General features: G+C 41.2%; 15 protein-coding genes. 5 read left to right on the top strand and 10 right to left on the bottom strand.

Annotated elements, in window-relative coordinates; all coding sequences use genetic code 11:
• Positions 1-86 precede the first annotated feature (86 nt).
• From ltrA to H6G74_RS29350, 6 genes are all read right to left on the bottom strand, one after another.
• Complete coding sequence (gene ltrA, locus H6G74_RS29370) at positions 87-1337, bottom strand: group II intron reverse transcriptase/maturase (protein WP_199341160.1); 1251 nt, start codon at positions 1335-1337, stop codon at positions 87-89.
• A gap of 588 nt (positions 1338-1925) precedes the next feature.
• Positions 1926-2102: a hypothetical protein gene (locus H6G74_RS29365; RefSeq protein WP_190971093.1), complete on the bottom strand. Its 177-nt coding sequence runs from the start codon at positions 2100-2102 to the stop codon at positions 1926-1928.
• A 134-nt stretch (positions 2103-2236) separates the two neighbouring features.
• Positions 2237-3658, bottom strand: coding sequence for a glycogen synthase GlgA (gene glgA, locus H6G74_RS29360; RefSeq protein ID WP_190971091.1), 1422 nt, complete (start codon positions 3656-3658; stop codon positions 2237-2239).
• A gap of 141 nt (positions 3659-3799) precedes the next feature.
• On the bottom strand, positions 3800-4771 hold the full coding sequence (gene hemC / locus H6G74_RS29355) for a hydroxymethylbilane synthase (protein ID WP_190971090.1): 972 nt from the start codon (positions 4769-4771) through the stop codon (positions 3800-3802).
• A 149-nt stretch (positions 4772-4920) separates the two neighbouring features.
• The gene (locus H6G74_RS30985; protein ID WP_206757000.1) at positions 4921-5097 is read right to left on the bottom strand and encodes a hypothetical protein; all 177 of its coding nucleotides are present in this window, start codon (positions 5095-5097) and stop codon (positions 4921-4923) included.
• Positions 5098-5111: 14 nt separating this feature from the next.
• The gene (locus H6G74_RS29350; protein WP_190971089.1) at positions 5112-5534 is read right to left on the bottom strand and encodes a lysozyme inhibitor LprI family protein; all 423 of its coding nucleotides are present in this window, start codon (positions 5532-5534) and stop codon (positions 5112-5114) included.
• Positions 5535-6050: 516 nt separating this feature from the next.
• Between H6G74_RS29350 and H6G74_RS31690 the strand changes: the two genes are divergently transcribed.
• The 5 genes from H6G74_RS31690 (at position 6051) to H6G74_RS29330 (ending at position 15127) form a co-directional block, all read left to right on the top strand.
• Positions 6051-6182, top strand: a complete 132-nt coding sequence (locus tag H6G74_RS31690; protein WP_277927189.1) for a hypothetical protein — start codon at positions 6051-6053, stop codon at positions 6180-6182.
• A 429-nt stretch (positions 6183-6611) separates the two neighbouring features.
• Positions 6612-7790, top strand: a complete 1179-nt coding sequence (locus H6G74_RS29345) for an acyltransferase family protein (RefSeq protein ID WP_190971088.1) — start codon at positions 6612-6614, stop codon at positions 7788-7790.
• A 958-nt stretch (positions 7791-8748) separates the two neighbouring features.
• Positions 8749-12783 carry a PAS domain S-box protein gene (locus H6G74_RS29340; protein ID WP_190971087.1) on the top strand — a complete coding sequence of 1345 codons (4035 nt, stop codon included), beginning with the start codon at positions 8749-8751 and terminating at the stop codon, positions 12781-12783.
• 540 nt (positions 12784-13323) lie between these two features.
• Positions 13324-13677: a hypothetical protein gene (locus H6G74_RS29335; protein WP_190971086.1), complete on the top strand. Its 354-nt coding sequence runs from the start codon at positions 13324-13326 to the stop codon at positions 13675-13677.
• Between the two features lie 499 nt (positions 13678-14176).
• Complete coding sequence (locus tag H6G74_RS29330) at positions 14177-15127, top strand: class I SAM-dependent methyltransferase (protein WP_190971092.1); 951 nt, start codon at positions 14177-14179, stop codon at positions 15125-15127.
• An 86-nt stretch (positions 15128-15213) separates the two neighbouring features.
• Here the strand turns inward: H6G74_RS29330 and folE are convergent, their stop codons facing one another.
• The 4 genes from folE to hemB all read right to left on the bottom strand — a co-directional run bounded on the left by folE (position 15214) and on the right by hemB (position 19661).
• On the bottom strand, positions 15214-15867 hold the full coding sequence (gene folE, locus H6G74_RS29325) for a GTP cyclohydrolase I FolE (protein ID WP_190971085.1): 654 nt from the start codon (positions 15865-15867) through the stop codon (positions 15214-15216).
• A gap of 222 nt (positions 15868-16089) precedes the next feature.
• On the bottom strand, positions 16090-17115 hold the full coding sequence (locus H6G74_RS29320) for a CobW family GTP-binding protein (RefSeq protein WP_190971084.1): 1026 nt from the start codon (positions 17113-17115) through the stop codon (positions 16090-16092).
• 122 nt (positions 17116-17237) lie between these two features.
• Entirely contained in the window at positions 17238-18470 is a 1233-nt protein-coding gene (locus H6G74_RS29315) for an FAD/NAD(P)-binding protein (RefSeq protein WP_190971083.1), read from the bottom strand.
• Between the two features lie 189 nt (positions 18471-18659).
• Positions 18660-19661, bottom strand: a complete 1002-nt coding sequence (gene hemB / locus H6G74_RS29310) for a porphobilinogen synthase (protein ID WP_190971082.1) — start codon at positions 19659-19661, stop codon at positions 18660-18662.
• Positions 19662-19813: the final 152 nt, after the last annotated feature.

Here is a 19813-nt window from a genome sequence, read left to right as displayed (position 1 = left end):
ATATTAGCTCAATTATCTTCTGAATTAGTATCCTCTTTGACCAGTTATGATTTCATCCTTGAAGCTCTTTTCCATCAAGCTTTATTCTATGCAGGTTCATAGAGAATTGGTATAACTACTGTCGCATAGTAATTTGCCCATCCCCGGATAATAGGATTGAGTCGGCTAATGAGTGCCGATTGTGGGGCAGCCTTATGTGCATCTATGATGCTGGCGATGTGGTCATAATGTACCGAGCATTTTTTTTGGCTTGGGGTGATGAGAGTTTTAAAGCCTTGTTTAGAGTGTGTTTTTCCTACTACCCATTGTCGGATATTGAAACCCAGGAAATCGAATCCTGGTTTTTGTTCTCCGTAACTATTCAGGGTATGGGTGAGCCTCGTCTTACTTGGCTTTAATTCCAAACCCATGCTGTCTAACCATTCCGAGATAATTTCTCGACATCTTTGAACAACGGTTATGTTTTCGTGGAGAATTACGAAGTCATCGGCATATCGTATCAGGTTTAGGCTGGTGCATTTTGCTTGCCAGCCGAGTTGTCCTTTTCCTTTTGACTTTTTCATGTCAATGGTTTTGGCATATTCCTGAATCCGATTTTCCATCCCGTGGAGGGCTATATTAGACAACAACGGTGAAATTGTTCCACCCTGTGGTGTACCCTCTGATGTTGGAAACAACTGTTTTCCATCCATCACTCCCGCTTTTAACCATCCCCGAATTTGTCGGCGCATGGTGGGGAATGTATTTAATTTTTGTAACAGTGCTGAATGGTTGATGCGGTCGAAACATTTTGCAATATCGGCATCTAGCACATACTTTGGCTTTTGCTTAATTGCACAGAAAATTGCCTCAATCGCATCATGGCATGAGCGTCCGGCTCTGAACCCGTATGAATTAGGTTCAAATCGTGTCTCCCATTCTGGTTCTAAAGCCAGTTTGACGAGGCATTGCAAGGCGCGGTCAAAAATTGTCGGTATTCCTAAAGGTCGTTTTTCTTCCGTCCCAGGCTTAGGAATCCATACTCGCCTAGTTGGGCTGACCTTTGACCCTAGTTTTAATTCACCTATCAGGCGCAGACGTTTCTTTGGGGACAATGATTTCACACCATCCACACCTGCCGTCTTTTTTCCTTGGTTGTCTTGAGTCACCCGACGAACCGCCAATGCTCTTGCTGACCAGGACTTCATCAGCGTCTTCTGAAGTCTACGGTATGTTTTTATATCACCACGACTAGAGGCTTGATAAATTCGCTTTTGGAGCTGATAAACTCGACGTTCTAGCTTTCGCCAGTTAATCGCGTTCCATTCTACCGTAGTCTTAAAACTCGTATTAGACATTTATACTCCTACTGGAGACTTTATCTTCCACTTCACCGTGAGTCTGTCTGCATATCCTGGGCATTACCCCAGGCTTTCGCTTTTGACTCAATCTTTCCTACTCGCTGCATCTGGTTAGTACCTACAATGGGAGATTGTTCTGCCATTGAGCAAACGAAAGGTTATCTCGTTCCGAAAGACCATACTACGTACCTTTAGAATGATGCTCTACACCGGGTTTTTTGGAAGTGCATATTGGTCGGCTTCAAACCCGCCAACTCCCTTATCCTTTGCCTTTTGGCTCCAGCGCAATCAGCCTTATTTCGCTGGTTGCAAAGTAACGATGTATCAATCACATCTTCAAGCTTTTCCTTATTCATGGGTACTTTGCTGGACAGAATACCGGATTAGGCTTCCAGTAGTGCCGCCTTTTCACCCCGCTTCAGGCGTTGATGACTATTCGCTAACCTGGGGGTGATGCTTTCACCGTTGCACCTACGGGGTAGGATTCTCACCTACATGGTCTATCAGTTGTCAGGGTTTTTGTTAAGGTTTTCCCTTTTCTTATTACCCTGCCTGTTATCCCTAAGCCGTTCTAGGTTACTTGGCTTATTTCAACAGAACGATTCGCACTTGAAATTCCTTGTCGAGAAACTCGTGGGGGCGTTCCCAATTAATTAGTGCGGCTGTTTGGGGAAAGAAAAACTGCATTGCTTGGGGAAAGTATGCTTCTAAAATTTCTTTCCACGGCGAATCATTATCGGCTCTTTGGAGTTCCTCAGTCATTGCATTTAGAGAATAATTAAACGCAGATAAACGCAGATGGAAAACCAAAACTCTCTGTGTTCCTCTGCGTTAATTCATATCTTGCACCAAGCGACTGAAGTCGCAGCTACACAGACAAAACCCTGCGTTGAAACTTACTGATTTAAAACTAACTTTGGCTGTGGTGCTTGTTCTTCTGGGTCGGGTAAGCCATACATGGAACGATACAGTTTATCGTACTGCTTGGCTGAACGATACCAGCTAAAGTCTTGATTCATCCCGCGTTTTTGCAGTTCGCCCCACTGGGGTTTGTAACGAAAACCTTCCCAAGCGCGAATCATGCAGGTAAACAAATCCAATGGTTCGTAGCGGTCGAAGCAATAACCTGTACCCGCTTCGTTAATGGGGTCGTGGTGGGATACTGTGTCAACTAATCCCCCGGTGCGACGGACGATGGGAACGGAACCATAGCGCATTGCCATCATTTGGCTGATACCGCAGGGTTCAAAACGGCTGGGCATTAAAAAGGCATCAGTTCCAGCATAAATCCGGCGGGATAGGGCATCGTTGTAGAGTAAATATGTCGCCATACGTCCGGGGTAGCGGGATGCTAATTGCCACATTTGAGTTTCATAATAGCGATCGCCTGTCCCTAGCAACACAAATTGAGCATCTGTATAAGCCATGAAGCGGTCTAAAATTTGAATGACCAAATCCAAGCCTTTCTGCTCGACTAACCGGCTCACCATCCCAATTAAAAAGGCTTGAGAGTTGACCTCTAACCCCATTTCTTCTTGTAACGCAACCTTATTTTTCTTACGCTGATCTATCGTGTCAGGCGTGAAAGTTTGAGCAATATATTTATCATTGACTGGGTTGTAAACCTCAGTATCTATACCATTGACAATCCCTGATAACTTCCCACTGATAAATGACAGCAAACCTTCGATAGTTTCACCATACGCAGGTGTTTTGATTTGTTCGGCATAGGTGGGGGAAACGGTATTTACCCTGTCAGCAAACTGTACTGCTGCCGCCATTGTGTTGTGTCCTTGCATATACCAAGGACACCAAGTAATTTTATCTAGATACCAACGCCACGGCCCTTGATAAGCCAGGTTATGTATTGTAAACACCGTGGTGATATCTGGGTCTTGGTGCATCCACACAGGAATCATCCCTGTGTGCCAGTCGTGACAGTGGATGATGTCTGGCTTCCAGTAATTCCAGCAGAACTCAGCCGCGCCATTGGCAAAAAAGGTGAACCGCCAATCTTCGTCTTCTCCCGAATAGATGCGGCGGGGATTAAATACAGGATGTCCAAATAAATACAAAGGCACATCCGTACCGGGCAGCACACTTTCGTAAACTGCAAAGTCCTGAAACATGGCATATCCCCACCAAATCGGGTCTTTGGGGATTTCCATTTTGTCTGGTAAAAACCCGTAGTAAGGCAAGAAGATGCGGACATCATGCCCCATTTCTCTTAAGACTTTAGGTAATGCTCCCACAACATCACCCATTCCTCCTACTTTCGCAACGGGAGCTGCTTCTGCTGCAACGAATAGAATCCGCATGGTCTTTGTTGTTTCCCCGGTTCTGCCTATATTTTCACAAGAAGTCTGAAGTATAAAGGCAGTTTAATCAAAGAATCTTGATCCTTTACACTTCATCCTTTAATCTCAACTCTTATCTAACCACATCTGTTTGCCAGTATCCTAAGAACCCCGTTGGATTTCAGCAAAGATTTGCTCAAGAATTTCTTGAGCGCCTTGTTCCCGTAGAAGGTTAGCTAATTCTGTCCCTAATGCTTCGGCGTTGCTGGCTGCACCTGTGACGGTATCTTTAACAAGTTTTTGGCCATCTACACTGGCGACTACACCTGTTAATGTTAAATTACCATCAACAATTTCTGTATTTACACCGATGGGTACTTGGCAACCACCTTCAAGGTCACGTAAGAATGCTCTTTCTGCTAAACAACGATCGCGAGTTTCAGGGTGTTCAATGGCTTTGAGTAAAGATATCAAATCTTGGTCATCAGCCCGACATTCTATCCCTAAAGCACCTTGTCCGACAGCGTGCAATGAAATTTCTTTGGGAATAACTTGATGAACGCGATCGCCCATACCCAAGCGTTGTAACCCAGCAGCTGCTAAAATCAGGGCATCATATTCACCAGCATCAAGTTTTGCCAAGCGGGTATTCAAGTTACCGCGCACATCTTTAAAGGTAAAGTGGGGAAATTGATTGCGTAACTGTGCCAATCGTCGCAATGAGGATGTGCCAATGACTGCACCCTCTGGCAAAGTATCAATTTGCTTGTCTTTATACTTTTCATGCACAACTAAAGCATCGGCGGGGTTTTCCCGTTCGGTGATTGCTGCTAAGGTTAAGCCTTCTGGTAAATTAGTCGGCAGATCCTTGAGGGAATGAACTGCAAAGTCAATTTCTTGGTTGATCATTCCCAGTTCGAGTTCTTTTGTAAATAGTCCTTTATCGCCAATCTTCGCCAACGCTACATCCAGGATTTTGTCGCCTTGGGTAGACATGGTGTGGACTTCAAAATTGATATCTGGGAAACTTTTTTGTAGTTGCTCTCTTACCCAGTATGTTTGAACTAGAGCAAGTTGACTTTTACGAGAACCAATACGAATCGTGCGGGTTGCACTGGAAACAACTGAAGTCATAATAACGTTATGTCAAACCAGGCGATACATTCACATTCATCTAGACTACCGCAGTGAGTGACTTCCCGCATTGCGATCGCTTAATTAAACGCAACTTTAGCTTGAATTTCATTTACATTTTTTAACAAAAAATCTGCTACTCGTTTAAGTTAAGCATCCCAGCAAAAAAATGCTTCATAAACTACTTTTCTCTTGTAGCTTCTGCTTCTATAGTCATTAACAAACCTATCTCCCTTGTCTCCCCTATCTTCCTTGTCTACCTTGTCTCCCTTGTCTCCCTTGTCTCCCCTATCTTCCTTGTCTACCTTGCCTCTTTTTTTAAGCATAGGACGGATAGTTATTAACCATCATGTTGAAGATACTCGCGCAATTGTTGAGTTCGCTGGTTTGTCGCTTCTTCTAAGCAGCCAGCATAAATCGCAGGCGCAATACTTCCCCCTTCGTATGCACTTCTTTCAAACTCACAACTAGCGTCACGAAACTTAATCCAGGCTAACTGTGCAGCAATTAATTTTTGCTGTCTAGTCTTTGACAACTTTGGTAACAGTTGTTTATAAACTTGGTTCAATTTTTTATCTGCATTTTGATATGACAACTGTGAGCAGATATTAATTTCTAATTGAGTTTGCGGGTCATTACAGTTGGTTTTTTGTACTAAATATGTTTTTGTCGTTTGAGCTTGTGTATTTGCCAGCGCCACAGTATTAGCACTAAAACTGACAACCGTTAACATACTGATCAAAGAAAGTGATAAATAACGCATATTATGATTTTTTATTCAGCATTGAAAACCGAGGAAAGTTCACTATAACTCATAATTATTGGTGTTTTAGGAATTAAACAAAAATAATTTTTGTAAAATCCAACACAATTACAATTAATGATTGACAGAAAATTATATTTAAATGCTTGTTCTATGTATTAATTTTTAGTTATATTTTGCTTGAGTAAGAGTAAAAATTCTGCCCGATACAGCGAAGCTGATCAATTAATAAAATACAGATAATACAACAATCAGTAATCTTTAATATCTGTATTATTTCTGATTTCTCGTGTTTCTTTATTTGATATAGAGAAAATTTAAATTGGTATAATTCATTCCCAGATTTCAGAAAATACGGATTGTATAATCTTACTAAAATTTAAATCTTTATATTTGTTATTTAAACTTTATCGTTTCTTGATGATAATTTGTGGAGTCTCTTTTAGGATGGTGAAAGCACATCAATTGTGTCACTATAAAGGCGCTTGAGTAGATATTAAATTCTCTGTGTACGTAATGATAAAAACAGCAGCAGACACAAAAAACTGGCTGCAAGGAAGCCGTTATAGTAATCGGGGAAGTGTTTATTTGTTTGCTCCGATGATTAACTTCAATGTAATGGCTGAAGTTGGAGAAACTCCCCCTTAATTTAATCAGGACTTACGCACTAAGGCTATATGTTAAGGCTGGGTGTAGTGGTTTTGCTCACCTAAACCTCTATCCCTTTTCATCTTCAATCAAACTCTTAATTTTGCGTATCACTGCGTAAGTCATATTCATATGCTTGTCTTTGCTGGTAAGTGAAATAATCATTCCAATACTTACATCTTTCTGGCAACAATCATATTTAATTGTTTTTTGTACATACACATCAATTAAAAGCCGAATTGAATAGCTTTTAATCATAAATGCTGCAATGTTTTTTCAAATGTTTGAAAAAACAAGATTGGCTGTTTTATTTTTCTTGCAATATTTTTAGACAATCAAGTAATTAATGCAAGATGTATTTCAAACCAGGATTTGACTACTAATAAATCTGGGTATCTACCATTTCAAAAATAGTAGGAAATTAATTGCATGACTAAAATCACAGAAAACTCTACCCAGAAGCGGCTTCATCTTCCTTATTTAGATGGCTTACGTGGATTAGCATCGCTATATGTAGTACTTGTTCATGTTGAACCAGCAATCACAGAACAATTACCTTTTCATTGGTTTATTTTTGTGAGAATTATGAAATATGGTGCATTTAGTGTTATTAGTTTTATCGTGCTTTCTGGCTATGTTTTAATGCTGCCAGTAGTGCGTTCTTACGATGGTGAATTACAAGGAAGTTTGATTAATTATATCAAGAGGCGATCGCGGCGAATTTTACCACCTTACTACATCGCTTTATTTATCTGCATACTAATAGGAGCAGTTATCTTTATCTGCGAGCAATTCACCAGTTTTCAATGGGATAAAGCCGCAGGCTTAGGCTCATTTGACCCGAAATTTAACTGGGTTGATGTCGTCACTCACTTGTTATTAGTTCACAACTTTAGTGAACATACATACATCACTATCAACCCACCCATGTGGAGTATTGCCACAGAATGGCAAATGTACTTTTTGTTTCCACTATTATTGTTGCCTATCTGGCGGCGTTTTGGACTGTTAATGCTTGTGATCATCGCTTTTACTATTGGGTTAATACCTATATACTTGTTCAATGGATTTATGGAACAAGCTAATCCTTGGTTATTAGGCATATTCTGTTTAGGAATGGTAGCCGCAGATATTGGATTTTCCCAAAAGCCCCGGCTAGTAGCCATGAGAAATTCTCTACCTTGGGGTTGGCTGGCTATCATCTTTACTTGTATAGCCTTTATCACAGAATGGCGCAGGCTAGGACTGCATATATGGATTAATCAGAGTTTTGCTGGTCTTGCATTTGCTTGTCTATTTGTTTCCTTAACCAAATCAATAATTGCAGGTAAACCGCCATCTTTAGTATTACGGATATTAGAACATCCTTTAGCGATCGCACTTGGTACATTTTCTTATAGCCTATATCTAACTCATGGGCCAGTCTTAGTTTTTGTGCGTTACTTTTTGTTTTATCTACCAATTTCACCAGATATGTTTGCTGCTGCGTCATACTTACTCGGTACAGCAATGTCACTTATCATTGGTTATTGGTTTTACTTGTTCTTTGAGCGGCCATTTATGTCCAGCTTCTTAAAGAAACGTAAAGTCAAAGATGCGGTGATTTAAGCACAACCTCAGAAATAATCCCTAAAGCATAATTACCGCAGCTAATTAATTATTTGGCTGCGGTTTTTGCAGACAATCGTTGATAGCCTTGGTCTGTTGCTCAAAGTAGTTGTGAGTGATTGTACCTCAGCAGACGAGGAAAAGCCATATTTACTTATCAAATAGGGCGCAAGTAAGAAAATCAATTCCAGAAAAAATTTGTTTACTTACTCAAACGCTTTAATGGTAAAGCTTTCATCTGCCAATACTGCATAACTTCCTTGCTCGGTTGAGGCTGGGGGAGCTAGAGGAGAAAATCGCGATCTCCTTGGGATTTTGTGATAGTGGAATATCACGCATTTTCTAATAAGAGCAGCAGCAAGCGATTAGCGATTACACCAGCTTGCAAAAATAGCATTATGCAAAATTTTTAACTTTTTTTACAACTAGTAAAACCACTAGATACTGATGTTTTTGTCATAACTATAAATCAGATTTTAACCTAATTAAAATAGATTTTTTGATTAAAAGCTAAATACGGAGACGGAGCAAACCACATTAATTTTCAAAACCTTGATATTTTTTATACTGTAACAATCCTTGGAAAGAAATTAACTCCTAGAGTTGCTTAGTTTGTGTTTTGTAAATAGTTGTATAATCAATCTAAGGTATTTAATCATAAAAAGTTATTAAAATTACAAAATAATATCTCAGTATATAGGACTCATATTTGATTTATGAAAACAATCAGTACACCCAGGTCAAGCTTCTTTCCTACTCCCTACTCCCTGCCTACACAACTAGATTCAGAAATCAAATCGGATTCCTAATATTAGCCAAAATTAACATCAGAACTGTGATTTGAGAAAAAAGCTAAATTTTGTCATCTGGCCTGAAGATTCATACTTTTTAAGCTGATTTTTTGCTGTTCAGATTTTTAATATCACTTTTTTATTGCTTTCACGGAAACACTTAACTAATGCCATCACTTTATCCTGTGGATTTACCTACCTTAGAGCAGGTAATGGAATGTTACCCTTTAACTGTGTTACCGGATACTCTGCTTGTTGATGTAATTGCTCTCATGAATCCTGTAAGCAGCAGTATAGTGGATTCTGCATCTGATTTTAGTAGTTGTGTTTTAGTAGTTGAAGAAAAAAACTTAGTAGGTATATTAACTTTACGTGATGTAGTCAGGCTCACTGGCGCAGGGGTAGATTTATCCAGGGTAAAAATTTCCGAAGTGATGACTCAGCCAGTCATTACCTTGACACGGGCTGCGGCTCAAAATGCTCTCACTGCTTTAGCTTTCATAGACCAGCATCACATTCGCCATTTGCCTGTGGTAGATGAGCAAGGGCAATTGTTAGGCTTGATTACTCAAGACAGAATCCGTCAGGTGATCCAACCAGCGCATCTGCTGAAACTGCAATGTGTGACAGAGGTGATGGCAACGGAAATTATTCATGCACTGCCCACTACATCTGTGTTGGAATTATCTCAGATGATGAGCGATCGCCGCATCAGTTGTGTTGTCATTGTCGCCCCACAAGAGACAAAGTTGATTCCGGTGGGGATAATCACCGAGAAAGATATTCTCAAAGTCCAGTTGCAGGGACTAGATATCGCCCAAACCCCAGCGCAAACCGTGATGAGTTCCCCTGTATTAAGTGTCAGTCCCAGTGAATCTTTGTGGACTGTTCATCAGTTAATGCAAGCGCGAGGGGTGCGACGGTTAGTCGTGGTGGGTGAACAAGGCCAACTGCAAGGACTAGTGACACAAACCAATCTCCTGCAAGTGCTTGATCCTGTAGAAATAGTCAAAGTCATCCAAGCCTTACAAGGCAAAGTTGCAGAACAAACAGTTCAACTCCAGCAAACCAACCAGCAGTTAGAAGCACAAATCAAACAACGCCAGCAAGTTGAGGAATCACTGCGCCAAACTCAACAAGAATTAGAGTTGCGGGTGGTGGTGCGGACAGCCGAATTGGTGCAAGCTAATGCACGTCTGCAACAGCGTGAACAGCAGTTGCAAGCCTTGTTTGATCACGCTTTGGATGCGATCCTGATTGCGAATGATGAGGGACGTTATGTGGATGTCAATGCAGCAGCTTGCGAATTATTTGGTGTATCTAGGGAAGAACTTTTAGCCTCCACAATTGCGGATTTTGCCGCACCAGAATTTAATTTTACCCAAGCTTGGCAACACTTCCGTGAACAAGAACAAATATCGGGTGAGTTTCAATTGCATCGTCCCAACGGTACAGTCAGAGCAACAGAATTTGCGGCGGTTGCCAATTTCATACCACATCGCCATCTTTCCATCATCCGGGATGTGAGCGATCGCCAGCAGGCTAAAGCAAATCTGCAAAACAGCGAGCAACGGCTACAACTGGCACTCTCAGCCAGTAGCACAGGTATGTGGGACTGGAATCTGCAAACTAATGAGGTGGTCTGGTCTGAGAGTATGTGTTCTTTATTTAATATCGATCCCCAGACATTCAACAACAGGTTTGAATCATTTGTAAATTTCATCCACCCTGAAGACCGAGAATTTGTAGAACAACACCTGATGCAGTCTATTGAGCAAAATACCATCTGTAATGTCGAGTTTCGGGTAGTGTGGCTTGATGGTACAATACACTGGGCAAGTGGCAAAGGAAACGTCTTCTACGATGAAGTTGGGAAACCAATCCGCATGATTGGAGTGCATCAGGACATTACAGAACGCAAACAAGCTGAGGCAAAACTGCAAAAAAGCGAGCAACGGCTAAAACTAGCACTCTGGGCTGCTAATACTGGTACTTGGGACTGGAATCTGCAAACCAATAAAGTTATCTGGTCTGATCATCTGTTTTCTTTATTTGGTTTAACCCCTGATACGTTTGATGTCAGCTATGAAAATTTTTTAAATCTCATTGTCCATCCTGAAGACCGAGATCTGCTGCATCAATCAGCGTTGCGAGCCATTGACCAGCAAGTACCCCATGATATCGAATTCCGGTTTCTTTACCCAGATGGTACAGTTGGTTGGTCATTATGTAAAGGTCAAGTATTATACGATGACATCACGGGTGAGCCACTCCAGATGATTGGGGTGAATATGGATATCACTGAACGTAAACAGGCTGAAATAGCTCTGAGAGAAAGTGAGCAAAAATTACAGGCGATTATAGATAATTGCCCGGCTGTTATCTATGTTAAGGATATGCAGGGACGGCATATTCTGGTGAATTCCGAATTTGCAAGAATCACCCACCTGACACGAGAGCAAGTCAAAAATGAAACTAATGTAAAAATCTTCTCTCCTGAAACTACTCAATCCTTAAGTAGAAATGATCAAGAGGTTCTCACTTCTAGGACTCCTTTGCAGTTTGAGGAAGAAATTCAATTTGAGGATGGGCTACACACTTACTTAACTGTCAAGTTTCCCCTCTGTGATGCGACTGGTGAACCCTATGCGATTTGTGGTGTTTCCACAGATATAACAGAGCGCAAACAAGCCCAAGAGCAAATCCGTCAACAAGCAGCTTTAATTAATGTTGCGACAGATGCCATTTTTGTCCGTGATTTAGCAAACCGCATTTTGTTCTGGAGTCGAGGGGCGGAAAACTTATACGGTTGGACAGCAGAGGAAACTGTGGGGAAATTAGCCCATGAACTTTTCCATAAAGAATCCTCGTCTCAATTGGAAGCAGCTGTAACAACCACTCTCGAACAAGGTTCTTGGCATGGAGAATTAGAGCAAACCACCAAAAATGCTCAAGAAATTATTGTTGCTAGTCGGTGGACACTAGTACACAATCAATTCGGAGATTCCCCATCAATCTTAGTAGTTAACACCGATATCACCGAGAAAAAACAACTAGAGCAGCAATTTTACCGCGCTCAACGGCTGGAAAGTATAGGAACTCTCGCCAGTGGCATTGCTCACGACCTCAATAATGTGTTTGCTCCCATTGTGATGATTGCCCAACTGTTGCCTTCCAGATGTAAAAATGTGGATACAAGGACTCAAGAACTGTTCAAAACTCTAGAAACTAGCTCCAAGCGTGGCTCTGATTTAGTAAAACAAATTCTCACCTTTGCCCGTGGTACCGAAGGTCAACGCATCCTCCTGCAACCTGGACATTTGCTCAAAGAATTAGCCAAAGTCATCCAACAGACATTTCCTAAATCCATTGAAATTATTACTGATATTCCGACAAACACCTTGTGGATGGTGCAAGCCGATCCCACTCAATTAGAACAGGTGTTCATGAACTTGGCAGTCAATGCCCGTGATGCTATGCCCAATGGTGGTAAGCTTACCATCACTGCCGCCAATCGGGTAATTGACTCTACCTATGCCCGAATGCACCTAGAGTCGAAAGCAGGAGACTACATTGTTGTCACCATCTCAGATACAGGCACAGGAATTCCGCCAGAAATCTTAGAACGCATATTTGATCCCTTTTTTACCACGAAAGAAGTCGGTAAAGGTACAGGGCTAGGACTATCAACGGTTTTAGGTATCGTCAAGAACCACGGTGGTTTTGTAGAAGTGGCGAGTCAGGTAGGTCAAGGTACAGAATTTCAGGTGTTCTTACTCAGAGCGGCAGGAACAGCAACCGAGTCCATAGCAAAGACAGAATTGCCTAGAGGTAACGGTGAGTTGATTTTAGTTGTCGATGATGAAACAATCGTCCACCAAATTACACAAGAAACCCTAGCAGATTATAACTACAAAACCCTTGTAGCTAAAGATGGCATTGAGGCGATCGCTCTCTATGTTGAATATCAACCAGAAATCAGTGCTGTCTTGCTAGATATGGTTATGCCCAACATGGACGGATTAACCGCCATCCGCACCCTGCGAACCATCAACCCCAACGTCAAGATAGTTGCTACCAGTGGCTTACCCGCCAATGAGCAAAAAGCGATCGCGGCTGGTGCAGACAAATTTCTCTCTAAGCCCTACACAACTACAGATTTATTGACTACTCTATCGAATGTAATCAGGCTTACAGAGTAGAACATTGCTTACTTTTAGGGCATTGTAATTATCGCTGGATTTGGAGCGATCGCACTCATCATTGCTGATTGGTTTTACTTGTTTTTTGAGCGGCCATTGATATCCAGTTTCTTAAAAAAACGTCAAGTCAAAGATGCTGTGATTTAAGCATAACCTCAGAAATAATACCTACAGCATAATTACCGCAGCTGATGAATTATCTGGCTGCGGTTTTTGTATTTATTTACTTCTGATGCTCTAGATACAGCAGCTTACCAGCAAGTAATTGATAAAATACAAGCTTTAAAATCTAAAAGTTAAAAAATTATTAAAACTAGATTACTTTTAGAAAAATATGTCGGAAACTCTTTAGTAATACAGCAATTAACTAGGTTAAAAATTAGCACTCTCCAGCCTAGAGTGCTAATAATTAAGGAAATTTATTCCTTCAAAAATCAGATAAAAATCTTCTTTTTTTTATAGATGATATTAGATCATTTTTAACCATCATTATCGCCAAACAAATCTCCTTGTCAGTAGTAAATTATTGGGATGAACTCAATGAAATATACTTTCGATATTGTCGGTGTATCGCCCGTTTTGCAGTTTTTTAACCATCAACAACAGAGTATGCAAAAACCACAGTATGCAGGTGTGGAATACTTAGGCACACACATCTGTACACTCGATGCGTTTATCGCAACAGTCGAACCTGTACCCGCAAAATGGGGCTGGGATTTAGACCAAGTAGTAGACACAGTAGTTAAGTTTTGGGTAAATCATTCCGAGAGTATTCAATATTGGAAAGCACGTTTAAGTGATGCAGGACAAAATAATTTAGTTGTAGCCAGACTTGCAGATATTAGGGCTTTGCAAGCAGAATTTGAAACACTCTTAGATAAAAAGAGTTATTAGCTAATCTCAAGGTAAATATTAACCTGGATTTCTCACAAGAGAGAAATCCAGGGGTGTGGGAGGTGTGGGAGGGGTGGGAAGTCTGGGAGGATGGTGAAGAAATCTTTCCCCCCACACTCCCCACACTCCCCTCTCTCCCCACACCCGCTACCCATACGTGAGAAATTCGGGATTAAGTAGGGTGTGTTACGGCTATGTAAGGATTTCGGAACTCAGGAAAGTGGGAATTAGCCGTAACGCACCATCTTTCTCACTGCGTTACGGCTTACGCCTAACACACCCTCCGACTGGGGTTAAATGACACAAGCGCCTTAAATTGGGGAAGTTATAGCTGTAGTCAGAGATGTTATGACAATTTGAAAGCTTGAATGCCAGGAATAGTAAGACTTTTCCTCCTGCCTTCTGCTATAAAAGCAAGAATAGAAAAAACGATGCTTTTGAAAGCAGCAATCAAACTTAAAATAGGTATAGGCAATTATCGCTTCATTTCCTCAAAGTGATGAAAAATAAAGTCAAACCTGATTGGGCTGGTGAAAGCATACTCTCCAAGTTCGTTAATCTGCTCATCCAGACCAAACCTATTTACAATGTGATGAAATACCAAGCTCGGCAGGTATTAATCACAACAGCAGAAAAAAATGGAATTCCCTGGCGCAAAAACTCTGAAGCTCTGCAAGGGCTGATGACTAAACAATTGCTAGGGGCAGTTACTAACCCAGGAATTTCGTATCCAGAATATTACAAAGTACCATTCCACGCTTACGCTGAGGGTAATCTTTGTTGGGAAGCGGCTTTTGAAGCGGAGTCAGCTACCTACGCTATGTGTTTGCGTGTTTGGCCGCAAGAAAACCTGACTTGGGAAGCGGCTCACGCCAGACTCAGAGGCACTTTTCATGATGTTTTGGCAGCTTACGGCCCTTTGGAGGTGAGGGAAATTTTGGACATTGGCTGCTCGATAGGTTTATCGACGATGGCGCTGCACCGTTACTATCAAGAGAAACAAGAGCAGCCAATTCGGACTGTGGGTTTAGATTTGTCACCGTATATGCTGGCCGTGGCTAAGGCGAGGGATGTCAATAATGAGATTTCCCAATGGGTTCATGCTAAAGCTGAAAATACAGGCTTACCAGATAATTCCTTTGATTTGGTGACACTTCAATTTGTGTGTCATGAATTGCCAAGCTACGCCAGCAAAGAAATTTTCGCGGAGGCTAAACGACTACTCAAACCGGGTGGTTATATTGCCTTGGTAGATAATAACCCGCGATCGCCTGTAATTCAAAATCTCCCTCCCGCCCTGTATACTTTAATGAAAAGTACGGAACCTTGGAGTGATGATTATTACGGTTTCGACATTCCAGCAGCCTTAGAGGAAGCAGGTTTTTCACCCACAATTGAAGTTGCTAGTGACCCCCGCCACCGGACAATTATCGGGAAAAAGCCTGCATAATTGCTGAGTGCTGATTCGATAAAAAATGTAGAGACAAAAAATTTTCTGTCTCTACATCACAACAAAACGTCTACTACAAATGAAACTTACGAGTGAAAATTCACATTGTGTCGCACTAAATTCATAAACTCCTCACGAGTGCGTGCATCATCCGCAAACACACCACGCATTGCACTTGTCACAGTCCAAGAACCAGGTTTTTGTACACCACGCATTACCATACACATATGAGTGGCTTCAACTACAACCGCTACCCCTCGCGGTTTGAGTAAACCTTGTAACGCATCCGCAATTTGTAAAGTCAGACGTTCTTGGACTTGTAAACGGCGTGCATACATTTCACAAATACGCGCAATTTTTGATAATCCAATCACCTTACCATTGGGAATATAAGCAACATGCGCTCGACCAATAATCGGTAAAATGTGATGTTCGCAAGAGCTAAAAATATCAATATCTCGAATTAATACCATTTCATTGGCATCTTCAGTAAAAACTGCTCCATTTAGCAGTTCATCTAGAGATTCATGATACCCTTTGGTGAGAAATTTCAATGCTTTTACAACACGCTTGGGAGTATCTATTAACCCTTCGCGGTCGGGGTTTTCTCCTAATCCAATTAGCAATGTACGTACAGCCTGCACCATTTCTGCTTCTGTAACAGTTGGTAATTGCTGAGTAGGTAAAGATGACACTACTTGAGCAGCAGAATTAGTATCGGGACGAATCGATAGAGTCATTGTTATTGGTTTAATTGGAATAAATTTACCAAAATAGAATTCAGGAGTCAGGATTCAGAATTCAGAATTGAATTCTGTACGATTAGTGGCGGGTCTGAATCTTCCACTAATTGATTCTGATGGATGTATTCTGACTTCTGAATTCTTCTTCAACAATTAGTTAACAGTGTCGTAGCCAGATATGACTATTAACTAATTGTGAACATCACTTAACAATATTAACTATAGCAAACATTTGTGAAGTTGTGTATAAATTTGGTTGCTATCCAACTTTCTACCGATAAACACTAGCTGATTTTTGGGTGTGTTTCTCCATTCATCAGCGTGTAAGTTGTAACGTGGCCCACTCAGTTGAAAAATATGGCGTAACTCACTATCGCTAAACCACAAAATGCCTTTAGCACGAAATACGTTTTGTGGCATTTCTTCTGTGAGAAAATTTTCAAATTTATGTACATCAAAAGGGCGATCGCTCTCAAAAGCAATAGAGACGAATCCATCATTTTCTAGATGATGAGAGTGATGTCCGTGATGATGATGATGATGTTCATGGTGTTTATGTTCATAGTGTTCATGTTCATGATCATCAATATATTCATGTTTAGGTGTTAAACCAACACCTAAAATCAATGGTATTGGTACTTCACCATATTTACTGTGTATAATTCTCGCACCATCTTTGACATCATGAATAAATTCTTCTACCTCTCGAATTTTTTCAGTAGTCGCTAGGTCAGTTTTATTCAGGAGAATCATATCACCATAAGTAATTTGTTTTAAAGCTGCTTCACTCTCAAAGTGTTGCGGATTAAAAGCCTCGGCATCTACGACTGTGATAATCGAATCAAGGTTAGTTAAATCTCTGAGTTCTGTACCCAAAAAAGTTAAGATAATTGGTAATGGGTCAGCCACACCAGTAGTCTCAATTACCAGATAATCAATGCGGTTTTCTCTTTCTAACACCCGATAAACAGCATCAACTAAACCATCGTTGATAGTGCAGCATATACAACCATTACTTAACTCGACCATATCTTGGTCTAAAGAAACTAATAGTTGGCTATCGATATTAATATCGCCAAATTCATTAACTAAAACGGCAACTTTTAAATCATGTTTATTTTTGAGAATTTGATTGAGTAGTGTAGTTTTACCACTGCCCAAAAATCCCGTAATAATTGTTACGGGCATTCCTTGTTTGGGAATATCAAAACTAGGGTTGGTATTTGCTGCTGTTAGTTGGGTCATAATCGTCAGCGTTCAAAATGAGTTGCTACTGAATTAAAAAATGACTTAATTAAGTCATAATGATAATCGTTATCATGTTAGCTTAAAAGCTGTCTAAATTGCCAAGGCTTAACTGCATTGCTTTAACTGGCTTTAACTGTACTAATGCTGGGAGAAAAGGAGACACTTGGTTTGACAATGGCTGGAACAATTTTTTCGCAAGCCATTCTCGCACCTGATAAATTTCTGGCTGTTGGGCCGACTTGTAAAGCGGCGAGACCACCCATAATAAATAATTCACAGCCAGGCCAACGCAGACTAGTATCTAACACTGGCAAACCTTTGATGACTGGGATTGGATAAGCTGCGAGGATATCTGTTAATAGGGGTTCAGTGGTGACATCAAATTTAGTACCAGTGGAAAGCCAAATGTAATCAAACTCATGCTGGCTACCATCACTACATTCGACGCGCCAATTTTCACCCAACCATTCAGCCTTGATAACTTGACATTGTTCGTCAATTCTGATGTTACCAGTTCGCACTTGTCGCCGTAGTTGAGTTGCGATCGCCGGTGTCATAGAACCACCATTTCTGGCTTGCTGAATCATTGTCCAGCGTTTTTCCCAGTTTGATTGAGCAAAAAAATCTTTGAGATATTTCGGCCCCAACCATCCGGGTTCCGCATCAAACAACTTCTCTGCTAAATTTCGCCGAATCAGCAAATGCACCTTTGCACCACGAGAAATTGCGCCAATAGCCAAATGTCCACTTGTCAAACCACCACCGACAATCAATACTTTCTTACCAGTCAAGTGTGATTTGCGTAAATCAATATTTTGTGAGTGGCAAAGTCTATCTGGTGGGTAAGTGGTGGGGATTTCCTTAACCCAATTTGGTAATTGAATTTGAAAACCACCAGTAGCCAATACAACCCGCCGAGCAATTACCTCTTGTCCATCATGCAAATTAAGGCGAAATTTGGGACGTAAATTATCAACTAAAGGTGTAATACCCTTGACTGCTAAAGGAATTACTTGCTCTTGTAAATGCCAAACTCGCATCACATCTTGGCAAAAATCCTCAAATAACTTTGTCCCTGGTAAATCGTAGGGGGGAAATAATTCTTGAGGACGAGATTCAGCAAACTTGCGTAAAGCAAAGGGGTTGGGGTCGGGATGATGGACGGCAGGAGAACGCAAATGGGGAATTTCTAATGCGGCAAATTGCTGCTTCCAACCACTCAACCACATCCCACTAGGGTCAAATACCGAAAATTTACCCCTAATTGACTGCCGTTTTTGCAACAAATGGGTAGTTAAGGTGAGAGCATGAGGCCCTGCACCAACAATAGCCAAGTCAATGTGGTTAGTCATTAGTCATTAGTTATTTGTCATTTGTCAAAAGGCTAGAGGCTAAAACAATTTCAGACTGCTTTTCGGGTTTCTACATAAGTCAATACAGTTCAGTTAAGGCAAAAACTTAGACTGGTGGAGGAACGGAACCCAACATTCACGCATACTTTGTTGGGTTACGCTATCGCTCCACCCAACCTACTATTCTCTTCACACTTCATACTTCTTGATTAACGCTACATCTTTGGCGAAGTAGGTCAAAATTAAATCTGCACCTGCACGTTTCATACTGGTCAAGGTTTCTAAAATTACTTTTTTTTCATCTATCCAACCCATTTGAGAGGCGGCTTTAATCATGGCGTATTCGCCACTGACGTTGTAGGCTGCTACTGGTAATTGGGTGGCTATGCGAATTTGTTGAATAATGTCTAGATAAGCGAGAGCAGGTTTAACCATGACAATATCTGCACCTTCGGCAATGTCTAGTTCTACTTCTTTGATGGCTTCTCTAGCGTTGGCTGCATCCATTTGATAGGTCTTTTTATCACCAAATTTCGGCGCAGATTCTAACGCATCTCGAAAGGGGCCATAGTAAGCTGAGGCGTATTTAGCGGAGTATGCCAAAATCCCGACATTGATATAACCTTCTGCATCTAAAGCCTGACGAATTGCTCCAATTCTCCCATCCATCATGTCAGAAGGAGCGACAAAATCTGCTCCGGCGGCGGCTTGGGAAAGTGCCATTTTCACTAACACTTCTACCGTGGGGTCATTTAAAATTGTGCCTTGTTCATCAACTAAGCCATCGTGACCATGTGTAGTGAAGGGGTCAAGGGCGACATCGGTGATGATTACAATATCGGGAACAACTTGTTTAATGGCTTTGACTGTTTGTTGTACTAATCCTTCTGGGTTATAGCTTTCTGTACCTGTGTCGTCTTTTTTATGTTCGGGGATGACGGGGAAAAGTGCGATCGCATTTATGCCCAAACTAGATACTTCGGCGATTTCTTTGAGTAATAAATCCAAAGAATATCGATAACATCCTGGCATAGAAGCAATTTCTACTTTCTGCCCTTCGCCTTCCATCACAAATATCGGATAAATCAAGTCATCCACACTCAGAGTTGTTTCCCTCACCATCTGGCGCAACTTTGCAGTCCGACGCAACCGACGGGGACGTTGGAGAAAGTTTAATGGTTTGACGGACATAGGCTGAAGTTAAATAAAAATGATAATCATTATTATAAAACGCCTTATGTGAGATGGGGTAGCAAAAAAGAAGGGGAAACCACAAGATAAAGGTAACGACACCAAAGCTTGAGGTCTCCCAATGAATATGGTAGACGGTTCGACCCTGTTGA

It is taken from the genome of Nostoc spongiaeforme FACHB-130, assembly GCF_014698475.1.
GTDB lineage: Bacteria > Cyanobacteriota > Cyanobacteriia > Cyanobacteriales > Nostocaceae > Nostoc_B > Nostoc_B spongiaeforme.
Note: the sequence above shows the minus strand (reverse complement) of the source record. Positions and strands in the feature narration are given on the sequence as shown.